This is a genomic window from Haladaptatus sp. AB618, from assembly GCF_024136965.1.
Classification (GTDB): Archaea; Halobacteriota; Halobacteria; order Halobacteriales; family Haladaptataceae; genus Haladaptatus.
Map to the genome: position 1 here is coordinate 46,745 of NZ_JAMYJX010000009.1, position 18,120 is coordinate 64,864.

Here is an 18,120-nt window from a genome sequence, read left to right on the forward strand (position 1 = left end):
AGGATGCAGGTGAAAGAGAAGTTCCAACACCAATGGAAGGAGACCGGTTCCAACATTAGTGTGAAACGGCACCAACGTCAGTACAGGATACCGACTCGGTGGCGACTGTACTAAGTTTGTCTCCGAGGGAGGTGGTCGCTCGTCGCGGAATATGCCACACCCAGGACATTGAGTGGCATGGAACATACACCGTCGTTCCGCTGTCTTTCTCAAAAGGTTATTCGCTCGTCCCGGGTTTTACCGACTTGAACGGTAGTTCTTCCCCACCCCACCGTTCCGTTGTTCTTCATAGTCATGGGGAGTGACGAAGCAAAGGGACATTTCCGATGTTTCCTTTGTCAACGTAGATTTATAAACACCCCCACCCCTCGATTCCGCTGAACTCCACGTCGAAGGTGGGTCGACGAAAATACGACGTCGACGAACGACCGGGAGCCGAATATCATTCATCGACTATATCGGTGAAATAGTCGATTTAGTCTAGTTTACGGATGTTGTTGTGATGATATCGACTTGAATCTTCCCATTCTAGAAACCCCATCTTCCCCCACCCCACCGTTCGTTCCTCACTCAGCGGAATCGAGGGGTGGGGGTGTTATTTAAGCAATCGGAACAGAAGAAACACCGGAATCAGAGGAACGGCTGGTTTACCGTGTCTTTTCCTCGACACCGTTCCCGACGTATCACACGAGAACGGGTGGCTCGGGTAGGCTATGTCCGTTTTCCACCATTCAGATGAAACTCAGGAATCAAAGGAACGGGTGGTTCGGAAGGGTTATGCCACTCCTCCGTTTGCGATGGAATAATGGGTTCATTCGAATTTGTTCGCGAACATTCTCCGTACAAAAATCGTGAAGCACTGTTGGACGATTACACGCCCGACACGCTGGTGGGACGGGATTCCGAGTTGGAAGAATATCACGGTGCGCTCCAACCCGCGATTTACGGGGAACAACCGGACAACATCTTCCTCTACGGGAAAGCCGGTGTGGGGAAAACCGCCGCAACGCGATTCTTGCTGAACAAACTGGAGAACAACGCCGACGAGTACGACGACCTCGACATCTTCACCGAACTGGTCAACTGCGACGGTCTCAACTCCAGTTATCGCGTGGCGAGCCACCTCGTGAATACTCTTCGGGACCCCGCGAACCGAATCAGCGAGACCGGCTATTCGCGCTCGCAGGTGTACGAACTCATGTGGGACGAACTCGACAGCCACGGCGGAATCATCCTCCTCGTACTGGACGAAATCGACCACTTGAAGGACGACAGCATCCTCTATCAACTCTCGCGTGCACGCGAAAACGGCAACCTTACCGAAGCCCGGATCGGCCTCATCGGAATCAGCAACGACCTCACGTTCCGTGACGGACTCTCACCGAAAGTCCGTTCCTCGCTCTGTGAGCGGTCCATCTCCTTTTCGACCTACGACGCGAACGAGCTCCGCGCGGTCCTCGACCAGCGCCGGGAAGTCGCGTTCAAGGACGACGTGCTGACCGACGACGTGATCCCCCTCTGTGCGGCGTTCGGCGCACAGGAATCCGGCGACGCGCGAAAGGCACTCGACTTGCTTCTGAAGGCGGGCGACCTCGCTCGCGAGGAAAACGCCGCTCGCGTGTCGGAAGAACACGTTCGACGCGGTCGCGACCTGCTCGAACGCGAGCAGGTCGCTCGTGGTATCGCCGATTTGAACGATCACGAGCGACTGGTCGTCTACGCGCTCGCGACGCTCGAAGCGGAAGGTGAGACGCCCGCCCGTTCCCGGGAGATTTACTCCCGATACAAGGCGCTCTCGGTGACCGCCCAGCGCGAAGCCCTGACCGCTCGCTGGCTTCGCGAGCACCTGGACGACCTCGCGATGCTCGGAATCCTCTCGGTTTCGGAGATCAACGAAGGTTCCGCGGGTGGAAAGTATCGCGAATACGCGCTTCAGCAGGACCTCGCGGTCGTGTTGGACGCGCTGGAAGAAACCCTCGAAGCGATGGGGGTTCACACGAGCGTCAAGGGCTACGTATAACGGACGATACCCGAGCCTTCAGACGTACTCTTCAATTTCGGCCTCTACCGACGCAGCTTTTTCTTCTATCGATTTCCGCTCGAAGTACGCCACCTCGACGACGACGACGACGATCGTAATGATGGCGACCGTCCAGAACACCGAGTTCTCCGCCGTGTAGAGGTGCCAGACCAGTGCGACGATGGTCGCTATCGCGCCGACGGTCCCGATGGCGGGAACGATTGCCGTCTTCAGGTCGTCGCTGCTCCGATTTTTCAGCGCCAGATAGCTCGCGGCCCCGAAGATGGTGATGAATGCGAGGGATGCGAACGACGATATCCCGTTGAGACTCCCGACGACGGTGAACGCCGCCGTCAGCGTCCCGAGAATGACCAACGCTCGAACCGGTTCGCCGCCGCCGTTGGCACCGATCTGTGCGGGAAGATAGTCCTCGGTTACCATCTCGCTGAGGAGGCGCGAGGAACTGAACAGCGTCGCGTTGATGGCGCTCCCGGTCGAGAACAGCGCGGCGATCGAGATGAGAACGAATCCGATCTGCCCGAGGAACGGCCTCGCAGCCACTGCCAGCGCTGTTTCCGCGTTTTGCTTGATGACGTGTGGGGGCACGAGGTTCGTCGTGACGATGGCGACGATGATGTAAATCGCCGTTACGCCGACGATGGAGATGTAGATCGCCTTTCGTATCGTCTCGGCCGGATCCTTGATGCTGTCACGGTCGAACAACAGCAGTTCCCAGCCTTCGAACGCGACGAACGAGAGCGCCGCCGCGATGACCGGACCGACGCCGAGTTTCGCGAACCCGGTGTGGAGCTTTCCATTTTTGTATCCGTAATAGAGACCACCGAAGCCGAACAACAGCAGTATGAGTACTTTCAACCCGACGAGCACGTCTTCCGTTCGGCCGGACGCGTGTGCGCCGAGCACGTTCAGACCGACGAACAGGACGATGACGAGTCCGGAGACGAACGGCCGTGCCGGAATACCCGCGATCCTCGTGAGGCCGACGAGTTCGGTGAAGTAGCCGCCGAACGCGTAGGAGTACATCGCCATCGTGCCGATGTAGCCGACGATAAAGGTCCATCCCGTCATCCCCGCCAGTTTCGTACTTCCGGTGAACCGCTCGATGTAGGTGAGCGGCCCACCACCGTCGTTCGAGAGTTTGCCCAAACGAACGAACGAGTAGCCCGCGGCCATCGCGATGATCCCCGCGACGATAAACGCGAGCCATGCCAGTGTGTCCGCAGCGGCCGCTACGACGCCGAGAACGGCGAAAATACCGCCACCAACCATCCCACCCACCGCCATCGAAATCGATTCGGTCAACCCGATCTTTTCGGACGCCATATATCACCACCGGCGTTCCAGCATATCAATAGTACCGAAAACCTGTCGATTAAATCACCAGAGGGGGCGGACAAATAGTCGATGACTCCCGGTCGTCCGAACGGGGCGGATACCCACACCGACCGATTTTCGCTGGATGGGAACCGTGGGGTAATCGCACCCTTATCCGGTCGATATTCGGTTGTCGTGATTACCGTCACGAAACGATGGCCCGTCGTTCGCGTGCCGCCGTTTCACGATACGAACGATAGTCGTCGTTTATTGGCTCTCGCCAATCGTTTGTGGGCATGTCTCGCGACAGATCGATCAGCCAGACACGACGACAGTTCTTGACGATGACAGGCGGTACGCTCGTCGGTATGACGGCCGTGGGGGCCGCTCAGCAGAACGGACATCGAATGGACGAATCGTTCCAACTGGGTGGGCGCGTTCAAGGGTGGCAGGGGAGAGCCCCGAACTCCATCAAAGGGCAGAAGAACCCGACGCTGAAGCTCCAGACCGGACAGGTGTATCAGGTGACGTGGACGAACATGGACGGCCAACCGCACGATTTCGCCCTCCAGGATTCCAACGGGAACAACCTCAAAGTCATCTATCCGAACGTACGGACGAACGAGAACGGCGGTGGGGGCGACAGTATGGGGAACGGCGGCGGAAACATGGGTAGCGGCAGCACAAAACCGCCGAAAAACGCCATCAGCAAGACGAAAATCGTTCAGAAGAAGGGCGCGACGCAGACTCTCCGGTTCGTCGCCACGAGCGAGATAGAGAAGTACTACTGCACCGTCCACCCGACGACGATGGTCGGGAAGGTACGGACGAGCGGCAAAGGTGGTTCGGGTGGAAGCGGCGACCATAGCGGTCACAACGGGGACCACATGGGTGGAAACGGTCACGATGGCGACCACAGTGGCGGAAGCGGTCACAACGGAGACCACATGGGTGGAAACGGTGACCATAGCGGGAACGATGGAGGTCACATGGGAGACGGTCACAACGGTGGGAGCAACACCGACCACGACGGCGACGGAAACTAACGACGTCCCTCGATTTTTTTCGACTCGTCGTACTGGCAACCAGAACTATCGGACATCCCCTCGAACGATGTGCATGAACGCGAAGACCGGGTACGTTACCCAAACCGGCATGGAGTACGAGGAGGCGTTCGACATCGCAAGTGACCTCGATTTCGACTACGTGTAGTTAATGATGGACGGCACGCTCTCGGTCGAAATGTTCACCCTCGACTACGGCTACATGGGGACGAGCAAGACGTATCTGGACGAACTGCTGTAGGCGCTGTGTCGCACCGAACAGTTGCTTTCCATCGGAAGGACCGAAATCGCCGTTTCGACGGACGTGACGTTCTGGTATTCTTTCATGTAGTGTCCGACGTCGGAAGTAAATCCTTTCCTACTAGCCCGTCCACGAAAAACCATGTCGAACTCATCGACGCCACGGATTCTCGTCTCCGGCGAGACGCTTATCGATTTCCTCCCCGAACGATCCGGCCCGCTCTCGGAGGTACCGACGTTCGAGCGCCGTCCGGGTGGTGCGCCCGCGAACGTCGCGGTGGCACTCTCCCGACTGAACGAGACGCCGTGGTTCTGGACGCGAATCGCCTGCGACCCGTTCGGCGACTACCTCTCGAAGGTGCTCGATGTGGACCTTCCGGATCGGTTCGTGGAGCGCGACGCGGACGCGAAGACGACGCTGGCGTTCGTTACCCACGACGAGACGAACGACCGGGCGTTCACCTTCTACCGCGACGAGACGGCTGACACGCGACTGCAACCCGGTGGGGTGTCGGACGAGGCGCTCGCCGAGGTCGATTGGGTGTACGTCGGCGGCGTGATGCTGGCGAGCGATCCGGCGCGAACCGCGACGTTCGACCTCGCCGAACGCGCCAACGAGGCGGACTGTTCGGTGATCTTCGACCCGAACGCGCGTCCGGAACTCTGGTCCGAGGGCGGCGGCGCGGACGAAGGGGTCGAATTTGCTGAGGCCGTGGACGAAATGCTGTCCCTCGTGGACGTCGTGAAGGCGACGCCTGAGGACCTCGAAATGGCTGGATTCGACGGCGAGGATGCGGCCTCGCTCGCGGCGAGCGTCTGCGAGGCGGGGCCACACACGTGCCTCCTCACGCTCGGTGGGGACGGTGCCCACGCCCACGCGAGCGACGATGCACCGTGGGAGGCGGGGTCCGCGACTCACGGGGGCTACGACGTGTCAGTCGTCGACACGACCGGCGCTGGGGACGCCTTTACCGCCGGGGCGCTCGCGGCGCTGGCCGACGACGAATCGGGCGGTTCGCTCGACGCGGTCCTCGAATTCGCCAACGCCGTGGCCGCCCTGACGACCACCGAACCCGGCGCGATGACGGCGCTGCCCGATCGCGCCGCAGTCGCCGAATTACGAGAATCGTAATCAAAACGGCGGGATTCGTAACGTCACTTTTAAGCATCCTTCGGAAAATCGGAGAGTAGAGTACGTTCAACGAGCTATGAGTGACAGCACAGGCGAGACGACCGGGGATTCGGCGCTCGAAGAGGCGTCGTTCGTGGAGTATGGTATCGAAGAGAAACCGCCGCTGGGGGAATCGGTCCTGCTGGGATTCCAGCACTATCTGACGATGATCGGGGCGAACATCGCGGTGCCGCTGGCGCTGGCTGGCGCGATGAAGATGCCGCCAGCACAGACGGCCCAGTTCATCGGGACGTTCTTCGTCGTCTCCGGAATCGCGACGTTGGCCCAGACGACGTTCGGCAATCGCTACCCCATCGTGCAGGGAGCGACGTTCTCGATGCTCGCACCCGCGCTCGCCATCATCGGCGTCATCGGCGCGGGGTGGCGCGTAACCCTGCTCGAACTGCAGGGCGCAGTCATCGCGGCCAGTGCGGTCGAGGTGTTGGTCGGCTATCTCGGCTTGATGGGTCGACTGAAAAAGCACCTCTCGCCGGTCGTCATCGCGCCGACCATCGCGCTCATCGGTCTGTCGCTGTTCAGCGTTCCACAGATCACCGCTTCCAACCAGAACTGGTTGCTCGTCGGTCTCACGCTCGGCCTCATCGTCCTCTTCTCGCAGTATCTCGACAACCATCGCGCGTTCCGCCTGTTTCCCGTCCTCCTCGGCGTCATCACGGCGTGGGCAATCGCGTTCGTGCTCTCGTACACGGGCGTCTACACGCCGTCGAATCCCGGCTACGTGGACTACATGAGCGTCGTTCACGCCAACCTCTTCCAGCCGGTTATGCCCCTCCAGTGGGGGATGCCGCGCTTCACGCTTCCGTACATCGTCGGCATGTTCGCGGGTGTCGTCGCCTCCATGATCGAGAGCTTCGGCGACTATCACGCCGTGGCCCGCCTGTCGGGCGTCGGCGCGCCGAGCAAGAAGCGCATCGACCACGGTATCGGAATGGAAGGTCTCGCCAGCGTCTTCGCCGGACTCATGGGTACCGGCAACGGTTCGACCTCCTACTCCGAGAACATCGGCGCGATCGGCCTGACTGGCGTCGCCTCGCGCTACGTCGTCCAGATCGGTGCCGTCGTCATGCTCATCGTCGGGTTCGTCGGCTACTTCGGCCAACTCGTGGCGACGATTCCGAGCCCCATCGTCGGCGGCCTGTTCATCGCCATGTTCGGCCAGATTTCGGCCGTCGGGCTCTCGAACCTGAAGTACGTCGATCTCGATTCCTCGCGTAATCTCTTCATCGTCGGTCTCGCTACGTTCTCGGGGCTCGCCATCCCGGCGTACATCGGGAACATCGACGCTGCGGCATTCCAGCAGGGAATGCAGGGCGTGTCAGTGCTCGGCCCCGCTCTCGGGACCGACATCGTCTCGAACACGCTATACGTTGTCCTCGGAACGGGGATGGCCGTCGGCGGTCTCGTCGCGTTCGTGCTCGACAACACGGTCGAGGGAACCCGCGAGGAACGCGGCCTCGAAGCGTGGGAGTCCATCACGGAGGACGAGGGCGACTTCAAGAGCGCGTTGGAGCGGTTCGAATCGAAATCAGGTTCCGACTCGACACGGGCCGACTGAACCGTCGAATCAACACGCTCGACGCGACCGATTGAACGACGGAAACGATCGATCCGGCCCACAACCTTTTATTCTGACGAATCGTGAGTAGGGGTAGCACCCATCACGGGTGAAACCCATGACGACGAACGAATCGGAGTCCACGACGGAATCGTCCCCACGCGGATCGTCCACCGCAGAATCAACCCCGAAGTCGGAAGTCGAAACGCTCCGTGAAGAACTCGAAGCGACGAAGGACCGCCTGCGTATCGTCGAACAGAACGTCAAGTGGATGGCTCAACACCAAGCCGTCGAAACCGGAAAGAGCGTCTGTCCGTCCTGTAATTCGAACGGGTCGCTGCGAGTCGAACGAACCGCGACAGGCAAGAAAACGGTCTCGTGTCGCAACTGTGGTGATCGGCTCATCTGACGACGATACGACGCGTCCGCGGTCCGTCGCAATCCACAAAGAGGATGGACTGCCACGTCCCGAGCAGCAACTCGCCGTCTTCGACGGGCACGGTGACGTGTTCTCCGAGCAACATCGAGCGGAGATGGGCGTCGGCGTTCCCGTCCAACTGGTCGTGACTATAGTCGTCACCCCGAGGGACGAGGCGTGACAGGAGGGTTTTGAAGTCCGAGCGGAGTCGGCGCTCGTTTTCGTTGACGACCACGCCAGCGGTCGTATGGGGGACGAAGACGGTACACGTCGTTTCGGTGTTCTCGGCGTGTTCGGCCACTCGATCCGTGATGTCGATGATGTCCACGTGCTTCGAAGTGGTAACCTCGAATTCCATGGCTCGGTTTCGACGTTCGATCATAAAACGCTTCGCTGAACGACGGTAAAAAAGAGGGGGCGCTGCGGCCGTCGAACGGGCGCTTCGAACGCTGTCGGTGTGTTCACTGGTCACAAACAAAACATATCTTGATCGAAAGGTACTTTGGCTGGTTTGTTATTCGTGGCAATATATGTTGGATGATGTGTCTAGAAGACAATATATTCGTCTCGCGGGAGGTTCCCTTCCCGCAATCAGCGGTCTCGCTGGTTGTCTCGGTGGGGAACTGAACCAGCAACCGATCCGCGTCGGTGCACTCCTTCCGCTTTCGGCCTCGGGCGCTTTCGGTACGGTGGCGAAACACCACCGTCGCGCCATCGAGGCGGCGGTCGCGGATATCAACGATGCTGGCGGGCCGCTCGACCGGAAACTCGATCTCACGGTCGGTGACAGCGAACTCGACCAGTCGGCCGCAAAGACGGCGTTCGACTCGTTCGTGGACGACGACGTCGTCGGATTCGTCGGCCCCGTCACCACGGATATCTCGATGTCCCTCGCCGACGACCTCACCCGGGAGCGGATTATCGCCATCAGTCCGTCGAGCACGTATCCGGACCTCGCGACTGCGGCCGTACGGGACGGAACGAAGTACTTCGCTCGGACCGCCGCCAACGACGTCCAACAGGCGCGCGTGATGGCGAAGATACTCGACGACGACCACTACGTGGCCGCCGATACCGTCGCCATCGCGCACGCCGACAACGATTTCGGGACGGGGCTTGCGACGGCCATCGACGAGCGCATCTCCGGCGAGACGGTCGCGACCGTTCCGTTCACACCCGGAAAGGACGACTACTCGAAGCGGGTCGAGACGGTCGTCCAGTCCGAGGCCGACGCCGTCGCGTTCGTCAGCGAACCCGGTAATACGGCGATGCTCGAACAGCTAATCAGCTACCCGTATTACGGCGAGTCCGTCCTCAGCGAGGGACTCATCCCGGAGAACGTTCCGCTGTACATGAACAACATGTACAGCGCGTCGGTCGCAACCGAGCGGACGTCGAGTTCCATCGAACTGTCACAAAAACTCGACGATATCACACCGCTCGCACCCTACACGCAACACGCCTACGACGCCGCGTTCCTTCTCGGCCTCGCGATAGAACAAGCGGGAGAGGCGGATGCGACCGCCATTAGCGACTCCCTCGTTTCCGTTTCCGGCGGGGTCGGGCAGACCGTCACCGTCGGCGAGTTCGAGCGGGCGAAGACGATCATCTCCGCGGGCCGAGCGGTGAACTATCGGGGCGCGTCGGGACCGGTCGATCTGAACGACGACCTCGAACCGCTGGACTCGTACGTGATCGAACGCGTGACCGATTTCGAACTCGATGAACTGGAACTACTGCGTGCGTGGGTTTTCGAGGAGGAGTCGACGGAATGACCGACTCCGACCCCTCGCGCCGAAAACGGGTTTCGGCGCGCCTACGACGGGTCGTGCCGTTCAGAATCCGTCGAAGCTACGCGGCGCGGTTCGGTGCGGTGTTGTTCGCCATCCTCGTCCTCATCGCCGCCAGCGGGGCCTACATCCACTTCGATACGAAAAGCCTCGTGGCGGGCCAAACGGACAAGGATATACGAAACGCCGCGCAAATCGAAGCCGACTCGCTCGACGCGTGGGTTTCGAAGAAACGCTCGACCGACCGTTTCCTCGCCTCGGTGATCGGCAAGGAGACGTCGAACACCGACCGACAGACGTTCATCGAAAAGCAGTTGGTGGACATGCCGTCCGATGTCCAAGCGATCCATTACTTCGATCGGAACGGCACCGTACTGGCGAGCACCGACGAGCAGTTGGTCGGGACGCGAGTCGGCGTCTCGGACGCGGTGTGGGCGAACCAGTCGCTCATGTTTCCGACGCGGGACACGGTCCGCATCACGTCGCCGTACGAGGCGAACGGCGAACCGGTGACCTCGTTCGTGACACCGACTACGGATTCGTCCCGTCTGGTTATCCTCACGGTGTCCCTGTCGGAACGCTCTCACCTTCTCTCGTCGCCCACGACGACCGGTGACGTGACCATCGTCAACGGGCAGGGGACGGTCCTCCTCGACAACCGAAACGTCGGGCTGATGAACTCGTCCCCGGGCGTGTTCGATTCGGCCATCGAGAACGGGTTGGCCGGTCACAGCGACATTCAACATGTGTCCACCAACGGATCATCGTCGGTGATGGCCTACACGCCGGTTATCGGCACGGATTGGGTGTTGCTGTATCACGTACCCAAGAGAACCGCGTTCGCACTCCAGACCCACGTCACGAAGAATATCGGGATTCTGGTGTTGATGGCGATCCTCTCGCTGTTGGCGGTCGGTCTCACTATCGGTCGCGGGACGGCGAAATCCCTCGAATCCGTCTCCGAAACGGCCGACAAAATCGCGGCGGGCGAACTCGACGCCGACCCGCCAGAGACGAACCGGGAGGACGAGATGGGGCAGTTGTACGGATCGTTCGAGTCGATGCACGGCTATCTGAACACGGTCGCGGATCAAGCCGACGCGCTCGCACGACAGGAGTTCGACGCGCCGGTGTTGGACGAATCGGTTCCCGGCGCGTTCGGCGAGACGCTCGAACGGATGCGCGACGACTTGCGGACGATGGTCACCGACCTCGAACGCTCCCGCGCCGAAGCGGAGGAGGCGAAAGCGGACGCCGAGGCGGCCCAAGCGGATGCCGAAAAAGCGCAGACCGAGGCGGAAGCCGCACAGGCGGATGCGGAACGGCTCAACGCGGCGCTCGACCGGAAAGCCGTCGAGTTCAGCGACGTGATGGAAGCGGCCGCCGACGGCGACCTCACCCGGCGGATGTCGACCGAGAGTCCCACCCAGTCGATGACCGACATCGCGGAGGGATTCAACGAGATGATCGACGAACTCGAAGCGACGATTCGTAGCGTCAACGAGTTCGCCGAGGACGTCGCGGCCGCGAGTCAGGAGGTGACCGCGAGCACCAACGAAATCGAGCGGGCGAGCGAGCAGGTGACGGAATCGACGCAGATGATGTCGGACGGGGCAGTCGAACAGTCCGACCGCCTCGAACGGACGTCCGGGGAGATGGCCGAACTGTCGGCGACAATCGAGGAGGTCGCCGCGTCCGCCGAACAGGTGGCACAGTCGGCCCGGCGGACCGAGGCGCTCGGGCAGGACGGTCGCGAGGCGGCATCCGACGCCATCGGAAAGATGTCCGTTATCGAATCCGGAACGAACGAAGTGGTCGATGGGATGGAAGAACTGGCGGTCGAAATCGACCGTATCAGCGACATCGTGGACCTCATCCGTTCCATCGCCGACCAGACGAACATGCTCGCGCTGAACGCCAACATAGAAGCGGCGAACGCCGACGGCGATACGGAAGGGTTCGAAGTCGTCGCAAACGAGGTCAAGGAATTGGCGAACGAGACGAAGGAGGCGGTCGTCGATATCGAACGGCGAATCAACACGGTGAGCGAGCAGGCGAACGTGACCGTCGAAAACGTACAGGAAACCCGTGAGGCGGTGGTCGACGGGTCCGATACCGTTCGCGAGGCACAGGAGTCGTTGCAGTCCATCGTCTCCAAGGTGGAGGAGACGACCGGCGGCATCGCCGAGATAAACCACGTTACGGACGAGCAGGCGACGACGACGGAGGAGGTCGTCGCCGCCGTCGACGACGTGACGCGAATCAGCGACGAGACCGCCGCCGAAGCCGAGGACGTGGCGGCCGCCGCCGAGGAACAGACCGCCTCCGTCAGCGAAGTGGCGAGGAGCGCCGAAGCGCTCGCCGAACAGGCCGAAGCACTCGCCGCGACGGTCGATGACTTCACCGTGAGTTACGGCGGCGACTCGACGAACTGAGAACGTTTCCGCCACCATCACCGATTTATCCCGTCGAAAAGACCTACCGCGCATGCACCAGCGAGCGAAGGAGTTCGAAACGCGCGCCGAGGAGCGCTACGGGTTCGACGTGGACGTCCACGAGTTTCCCGAGGGGACGAAAACCGCGGAAGACGCCGCCGACGCGATCGGTTGTGACGTCGCACAGATCGCCAGCAGCCTCGTCTTTCGTGCCGATGGCGACCTCATCGTCGCCGTGACCAGCGGTGCGAACCGCGTGAGCGAGGAGAAGTTGGCCGCGTTGCTCGACGTCCCCGCGTCGGCGGTCGGGATGGCCGACGCCGAGGCGATACGGGAGGCGGTTGGCTGGTCCATCGGCGGCGTTCCGCCGTTCTGCCACGACGCCGGTGTCCCCGTCTATCTGGACGAGACCCTGACCGACTTCGAAACCGTTTGGGCCGCCGCGGGGACGCCGAAAGCCGTCTTTCCGATCACGCCCGAGGAACTGAAAACGTATGCTGAGGCGACGGTCGCCGACGTGAGCGAGTAGGGTCGGGCGAAAGTACAAATTCCCTTGAACTCTTACTTTCTGCCATGACACTTCTCGAAACGGTGGTGGTGTTGGTCGTGGACGTCACCCTCGGGGTCTGGCTCGGAGGGACGGTCTTTTTCTCGTTCATCGGCGCGCCGACGACGTTCGACGTGCTCGACGACGGTGCCGAAGACGTCGTCACCACCCTGTTTTCGAGATACCAGACCTTCGGTTCGATACTCGGTTTTACCGCGATCAATCTGGTCGTTATCGCACAGAGCGAGGCGATGCTCGATTCGACGTCCTCGTTGTTTATCTCCCCCTTCTTGCTCGTGGCGCTGTTCGTGACAATCTACGCACAGATCGTCCTCGTTCCGAAGATGAGACGCGCCGACGGCGGATTTTTCCACTACCACCGCCGGTCGATTTTCCTGAACAGTGTGAGTATGCTCTCGCTCGTTGGCGGACTCGTCTGTTCGCACTTTTGAACGACTCGGACGGAACCGCCGGTACTCGCTCGGCCTCCAAAGCTAAGGGCGTTCCCGGTGAACTCGTTCGAGAATCATGACGGACAAACTCGACGTTCGTGCGTTCGCGGTGGGTGGCGGGGTGATGTGGTCACTGTACGTGATGCTGGACGCGTGGATCGCACGGTTCGGATGGGGTGACGAAACGGTCGAGACGCTTTCCTCGCTGTACATCGGTTATCGACCGACTTTCCTCGGGGGACTCGTCGGCGCAGCGTGGGGGTTCATGGACGGCGCGCTCGCGGGAGCCATCGTTGCGACGGTGTACAACGCCCTCGCCCGCGAAGAAGAACCTTGATTGAGTAGTCGTCCCAACCCTCGGCTATGAGCCTTCTCGGAACCGGACTCCTCGTCGTCGCGGACGCGGCGCTGGGGATTTGGCTCGGGAGCATCGTCTTTTTCTCGTTCATCGGCGCGCCGACCACGTTCGACGTGCTCGACGACGACGCCGGGAAGGTCGTCAACGCCATCTTCCCGAAATACTACGCCTTCGGGCTTGGACTGGGATTCGTCGCGTTTGGCGCGGCCGTCATCGGGAACGCGACGGGCGCGTTCGACGGCCTCGTCGCCGCCGTCCTCGCCATCGTCGGTGTCGTTCTGAACGGCTACGCCCGCTGGGTGCTCATCCCGAAAATGGAAGCGGCGGGCGACGACGCCTTCGCACAGTACCACAAGCAGTCCATCGTCCTGAACGGCGTCACGATGCTCGCCGTGGCGGGCGGCATCGTCGCAATCGTGGCCGCGACGGTCTGACCTCGATACGATGAAAGGAACCTACACGCTGTTGGTCGAACTCGCCGCCCCCGTAGAGGTGGAGTTCGGCGCGAAAGGCACCCGGAAACTCGACTCGGGATGGTACGCCTACACGGGAAGCGCCTTCGGACAGGGTGGCTTCTCGCGTATCGCTCGTCACGGGCGGGTCGCGTCGGGCGAAAACGACGCTCGTCACTGGCACATCGATTATTTGCTTGGGCACGATGGGTCGGCATTGGTGGATGATGTTCGGACGGAGGGCGAGGACGTGGAGTGTGCAGTTGCGAGGGAATTGGGTGAAGAGGTCGAAGCGGTTTCGGGAATCGGGGCTTCGGATTGTGACTGTGATACGCATCTGCATTTTTCGAATGAGAGGGAGCGGCTTGAAGTGGTTGTTCGACGGGCGCACTCAGACTAACGATGTGGATATTAATTAGCAGAAAGTACTCGATGAATGAATAAGATTAGGAAAGGCGTTTACTGTAGCGAGGAATTGTAGAGCTACACCCAACACCAAAATAGTAATTCCGAGAATACCGTCAACAGTATTCTCTACGAGTGAATCAATTTTTTCTCTTGAAAATCCTACTTTCGTGGCGGTCTCTGCGGCAATACTGTATGTTCCTTTTAACAATCCTCTGCCTAAAATAACTGCTCCAATTACGTCCAGACCGAGACCATATGTTTGGTTAGGGAGTGTCCCACATGAGAATAAGTCTACAACAAATATAGTCAGCAAAACTACACCAATCCATCCAAATACATATTCGAAACTGCGAACCGCAAATACCTCTAAAAAATCTTCTTCAGCATAGTCTATTGCATCACCATTAACTTCGTCAGAGCTAAATTCAGACTGCACATTTAATAATTGAATTAATTTCTTTCCTATCGGACTTGCCATCAAAGACCAGATTTCAAATAATCCTCCATCGTAGATCGTAAGCACAACATCTATCATTCACTCAGAAGACAATAATTTTATGATGAATGCAAAGATATATTTTAAATAATACATTTACCCAAGTTTTTCAACCGAATCTACCAAAGCAGAATCCGGGACACTAGTTTTAATCCCGCTCTCGACGAACCTTCAGGACGATGGGTGATACCGTACTCACAGACCTTTTCGCGCCGTCTCGTGTCGCCGTCGTGGGAGCCACCGAGAGCGAGGGCTCCATCGGTCGCGCAATCGTGACCAACCTCCGCGACGAGTTCGACGGCGAGACGGTGCCCGTGAATCCGAACTACGATTCGGTGTTCGGACTGGACTGCTACCCGGACCTCGCGTCCGCGCCGGACATCGACCTCGCGGTCGTGGTCGTCCCGCCGCACGTCGCGGTGGATGTGGTTCGCGGGGCGGGCGAAGCCGGAATCAAAAACGTCGTGGTCATCACCGCCGGGTTCGGCGAAACCGGGAGCGAGGGAGCGTCGCGGGAGCGCGAGTTACAGGAGATTGCGGACGAATACGACCTGAACCTCGTCGGCCCGAACAGCCTCGGGGTGATGAGCACGCCGGTCGGCATGAACGCGACGTTCGGCCCGGAGAACGCGCTCACGGGGTCGATGTCCTTCATGAGCCAGTCGGGGGCGTTCATCACGGCGGTTCTCGACTGGGCCAACGACGAGGGACTCGGCTTCAAGGACGTGGTGTCGCTCGGCAACAAGGCCGTGCTGAGCGAGACGGACTTCATCCGCGCGTGGGGCGAGGACCCTGAAACGGACGTGATACTGGGTTACCTCGAAGGCGTCGAGGACGGTGCGACGTTCATCGAAACGGCCCGCGAGGTCACCCAAACTACTCCGATCGTGATGGTGAAATCCGGGCGCACCGACGCCGGGGCGCAGGCCGTCTCCTCGCACACCGGCACGCTGGCCGGGAGCGACCGGGCGTACGAGGCCGGACTCGAACAGGCGGGCGTCCTGCGGGTCGATTCGGTCCAAGGGCTGTTCGACTTCTCCCAGATTCTGGCGGGCCAGCCCCTGCCCGAACGGGATGACGTGGCGATCATCACGAACGCGGGCGGACCGGGGGTGATGACCACCGACGCGGTGGGCGATTCGACCCTCTCGCTGGCGTCGTTCACGGATGAAACACTGGATGCGCTCGCCGAGGCGTTACCCGAGGAGGCGAACATCTACAACCCGATCGACGCCATCGGTGACGCCGGTCTCGACCGCTTCCGCGAGGCCATCGACATCGCGCTCGGCGACGAGAACGTCGGGACTGCGGTCGTGCTCGCCGCGCCGACGGCCGTCATCGACTACGGCGAACTCGCCGAGGTCACCGTCGAACTGCAGGAGAAACACGGCAAGCCGGTCGCTGCGGCGCTGATGGGCGGCGAACGGACGGAAGCCGCGGCGGACGTCCTCCACGAGGGCGGGATTCCGAACTACTTCGACCCGGCCCGCGCGGTCCGGAGTCTGGACGCGCTCACCACGTACCGCGACATCAGCGAGCGCGAGTACGAGGCACCGACGACCTTCGACGTGAACCGAGAACGCGCCGAGGAGATTCTCCTTCGGGCGAAGGAACGCGGCGACAACCGCCTCGGCGTGGAGGCGATGGGGTTGCTCGACGCGTACGGCATCCCGACGCCCGAAGGCGTCATCGCGGATTCGCCGGGGGAGGCCGCAACTGCCGCGATGGACATCGAGGGGGACGTCGTGATGAAGATAGTCAGTCCCGACATCCTGCACAAATCCGACATCGGCGGGGTGAAAGTCGGCGTCGCGGACGACGAGGTGGAGGACGCCTACGAGGACCTCGTGACACGGGCCAGAAACTACCAACCCGACGCGACGATTCTCGGCGTGCAGGTGCAGGCGATGGTTGACCTCGATTCGGGGACCGAAACCATCATCGGGATGAACCGCGACCCGCAGTTCGGTCCGTTGTTGCTGTTCGGACTGGGCGGCATCTTCGTGGAGATAATCGAGGACACCACCTTCCGCGTCGCGCCGATCAGCGAGCGCGAGGCGAGCGAGATGGTGAACGACATCGAGGCCGCACCGCTCCTGAGGGGTGCGCGGGGACGCGAACCGGCCGACATCGACGCCGTCGTCGAGTGCGTGCAACGGCTCTCGCAACTCGTGACCGACTTCCCCGCGATTCTGGAACTGGACGTGAATCCACTCGTCGCCACCCCGGACGGCGCGCGAGCGATCGACATTCGACTGACCGTGGATACGGACGAACTATGAACACGATACTCGTCACCGCAACCGAAGAAAGTACAGGCAAGACCGCCGTCGCCCTCGCGCTGGCACGACTCGCACAGGAACGCGGGCTGTCGGTGGGCTACATGAAACCGAAGGGGACCCGCCTCCAGAGCAACGTCGGCAAGACGCTGGACGAGGACCCGATGCTGGCCCGCGAACTGCTCGGCCTCGACGCCGAGGTACACGAGATGGAACCCGTCGTCTACTCGCCGACGTTCATCGAGGGGGCGATTCGCGGCCGCGAATCGCCGGACGAACTCCGCGAGGAGATTCGAACGAACTTCGACTCGATAGCCGAGGGCCACGACGTGATGATCGTCGAAGGCGGCGGCGACCTCACGACCGGCGGCATCGTCGGTCTCACCGATCCGGAAGTCGCGGAACTGCTCGACGCGGAGGTTCTCCTCCTCTCCGGCTACGAAACACCGGCCGACGTGGACGAGTTGCTCGCCGCCGTGGACGACATCGGCGACCGACTCGCGGGTGTGCTGTTCAACGCGGTGTCGAATACGAACTTCGACCCGCTCGATACGGACGTCGTCCCGTTCCTCGAAGGGAGGGGAATTTCGGTGCTCGGCGTCGTCCCGCGCCAGCAGGACCTTGCCGGAATCACGGTCGGCGACCTCGCCGAGGAACTCAACGCCGAGGTGCTCACGCGGGCGGACACCGACGAGTTCGTCGAACGGTTCCTCGTCGGCGCGATGAGCGGCGACAAGGCGCTTCGTTACCTCCGCCGGACGCGTGACGCCGCCCTCGTGACGGGCGGCGACCGTCCCGACTTGCAAACCGTCGCGCTCGAAGCGCCCGGCGTGAAGTGTCTCATCCTGACGGGCGGATTCCGTCCGCCGGGTGCCGTCATCGGCAAGGCGGAGGAGAAGGGCGTTCCGATCATGCTCGTGCAGGCCGACACGCTGACGACCATCGACCGCGCCGAGGACGTGATTCGGAGCGGACGCACTCGAAACGAGGAGACGGTCGAGCGGATGGGCGAACTGCTCCACGACCACGCCGACGTGGGCGCGCTTCTCGACGGTGAAGGGAGCGACGAGGAGTAAACG

At 61.1% G+C, this 18,120-nt stretch carries 17 protein-coding genes; 14 read left to right on the plus strand and 3 right to left on the minus strand.

Going from position 1 to position 18,120, the window contains the following annotated elements; genetic code table 11:
- Positions 1-805: 805 nt before the first annotated feature.
- Positions 806-2,020 (plus strand): Cdc6/Cdc18 family protein, encoded by a 1,215-nt coding sequence (locus NKF26_RS20800; RefSeq protein WP_253228660.1) that lies wholly within the window; start codon positions 806-808, stop codon positions 2,018-2,020.
- A gap of 18 nt (positions 2,021-2,038) precedes the next feature.
- On the opposite strand, the gene NKF26_RS20805 is transcribed toward NKF26_RS20800, so the two are convergent.
- Positions 2,039-3,364, minus strand: a complete 1,326-nt coding sequence (locus tag NKF26_RS20805) for an APC family permease (RefSeq protein ID WP_253228659.1) — start codon at positions 3,362-3,364, stop codon at positions 2,039-2,041.
- 335 nt (positions 3,365-3,699) lie between these two features.
- Between NKF26_RS20805 and NKF26_RS20810 the strand changes: the two genes are divergently transcribed.
- From NKF26_RS20810 to NKF26_RS20825, 4 genes are all read left to right on the plus strand, one after another.
- Positions 3,700-4,401, plus strand: coding sequence for a hypothetical protein (locus NKF26_RS20810; protein WP_253228658.1), 702 nt, complete (start codon positions 3,700-3,702; stop codon positions 4,399-4,401).
- A 400-nt stretch (positions 4,402-4,801) separates the two neighbouring features.
- A complete protein-coding gene (locus tag NKF26_RS20815) occupies positions 4,802-5,791 on the plus strand; it encodes a carbohydrate kinase (RefSeq protein ID WP_253234834.1) in 990 nt (329 codons plus the stop codon).
- A gap of 76 nt (positions 5,792-5,867) precedes the next feature.
- Entirely contained in the window at positions 5,868-7,406 is a 1,539-nt protein-coding gene (locus tag NKF26_RS20820) for a uracil-xanthine permease family protein (protein WP_253228656.1), read from the plus strand.
- 118 nt (positions 7,407-7,524) lie between these two features.
- Positions 7,525-7,815, plus strand: a complete 291-nt coding sequence (locus tag NKF26_RS20825; protein ID WP_253228655.1) for a hypothetical protein — start codon at positions 7,525-7,527, stop codon at positions 7,813-7,815.
- Here NKF26_RS20825 and NKF26_RS20830 read toward each other — a convergent pair.
- The gene (locus NKF26_RS20830) at positions 7,808-8,182 is read right to left on the minus strand and encodes a secondary thiamine-phosphate synthase enzyme YjbQ (RefSeq protein ID WP_253228654.1); all 375 of its coding nucleotides are present in this window, start codon (positions 8,180-8,182) and stop codon (positions 7,808-7,810) included. The two genes, NKF26_RS20825 and NKF26_RS20830, sit on opposite strands and share 8 nt — an antisense overlap.
- A 184-nt stretch (positions 8,183-8,366) precedes the next feature.
- Here NKF26_RS20830 and NKF26_RS20835 point away from each other — a divergent pair, with 184 nt between their 5' ends.
- From NKF26_RS20835 to NKF26_RS20865, 7 genes are all read left to right on the plus strand, one after another.
- Positions 8,367-9,599: an ABC transporter substrate-binding protein gene (locus NKF26_RS20835; protein ID WP_253228653.1), complete on the plus strand. Its 1,233-nt coding sequence runs from the start codon at positions 8,367-8,369 to the stop codon at positions 9,597-9,599.
- Complete coding sequence (locus tag NKF26_RS20840; RefSeq protein ID WP_253228652.1) at positions 9,596-12,049, plus strand: methyl-accepting chemotaxis protein; 2,454 nt, start codon at positions 9,596-9,598, stop codon at positions 12,047-12,049. The genes NKF26_RS20835 and NKF26_RS20840 overlap by 4 nt, the downstream gene beginning before the upstream one ends.
- 52 nt (positions 12,050-12,101) lie before the next feature.
- Positions 12,102-12,578 carry a YbaK/EbsC family protein gene (locus tag NKF26_RS20845; RefSeq protein WP_253234835.1) on the plus strand — a complete coding sequence of 159 codons (477 nt, stop codon included), beginning with the start codon at positions 12,102-12,104 and terminating at the stop codon, positions 12,576-12,578.
- A 44-nt stretch (positions 12,579-12,622) separates the two neighbouring features.
- Positions 12,623-13,048, plus strand: coding sequence for a DUF4149 domain-containing protein (locus NKF26_RS20850; protein ID WP_253234836.1), 426 nt, complete (start codon positions 12,623-12,625; stop codon positions 13,046-13,048).
- Between the two features lie 76 nt (positions 13,049-13,124).
- Positions 13,125-13,385: a bacteriophage holin gene (locus tag NKF26_RS20855; protein WP_066138310.1), complete on the plus strand. Its 261-nt coding sequence runs from the start codon at positions 13,125-13,127 to the stop codon at positions 13,383-13,385.
- A gap of 26 nt (positions 13,386-13,411) precedes the next feature.
- On the plus strand, positions 13,412-13,840 hold the full coding sequence (locus NKF26_RS20860) for a DUF4149 domain-containing protein (RefSeq protein WP_253234837.1): 429 nt from the start codon (positions 13,412-13,414) through the stop codon (positions 13,838-13,840).
- A 10-nt stretch (positions 13,841-13,850) separates the two neighbouring features.
- Positions 13,851-14,258, plus strand: coding sequence for a DUF123 domain-containing protein (locus NKF26_RS20865; RefSeq protein WP_253234838.1), 408 nt, complete (start codon positions 13,851-13,853; stop codon positions 14,256-14,258).
- A gap of 15 nt (positions 14,259-14,273) precedes the next feature.
- Here the strand turns inward: NKF26_RS20865 and NKF26_RS20870 are convergent, their stop codons facing one another.
- Positions 14,274-14,801 (minus strand): hypothetical protein, encoded by a 528-nt coding sequence (locus NKF26_RS20870; RefSeq protein WP_253234839.1) that lies wholly within the window; start codon positions 14,799-14,801, stop codon positions 14,274-14,276.
- 140 nt (positions 14,802-14,941) lie between these two features.
- Between NKF26_RS20870 and NKF26_RS20875 the strand changes: the two genes are divergently transcribed.
- Both NKF26_RS20875 and NKF26_RS20880 read left to right on the plus strand, forming a co-directional pair.
- A complete protein-coding gene (locus tag NKF26_RS20875) occupies positions 14,942-17,044 on the plus strand; it encodes an acetate--CoA ligase family protein (protein ID WP_253228648.1) in 2,103 nt (700 codons plus the stop codon).
- A complete protein-coding gene (locus NKF26_RS20880; protein WP_253228647.1) occupies positions 17,041-18,117 on the plus strand; it encodes a phosphotransacetylase family protein in 1,077 nt (358 codons plus the stop codon). Before NKF26_RS20875 ends, NKF26_RS20880 begins: the two co-directional genes overlap by 4 nt.
- The last annotated feature ends 3 nt before the right edge of the window (positions 18,118-18,120 follow it).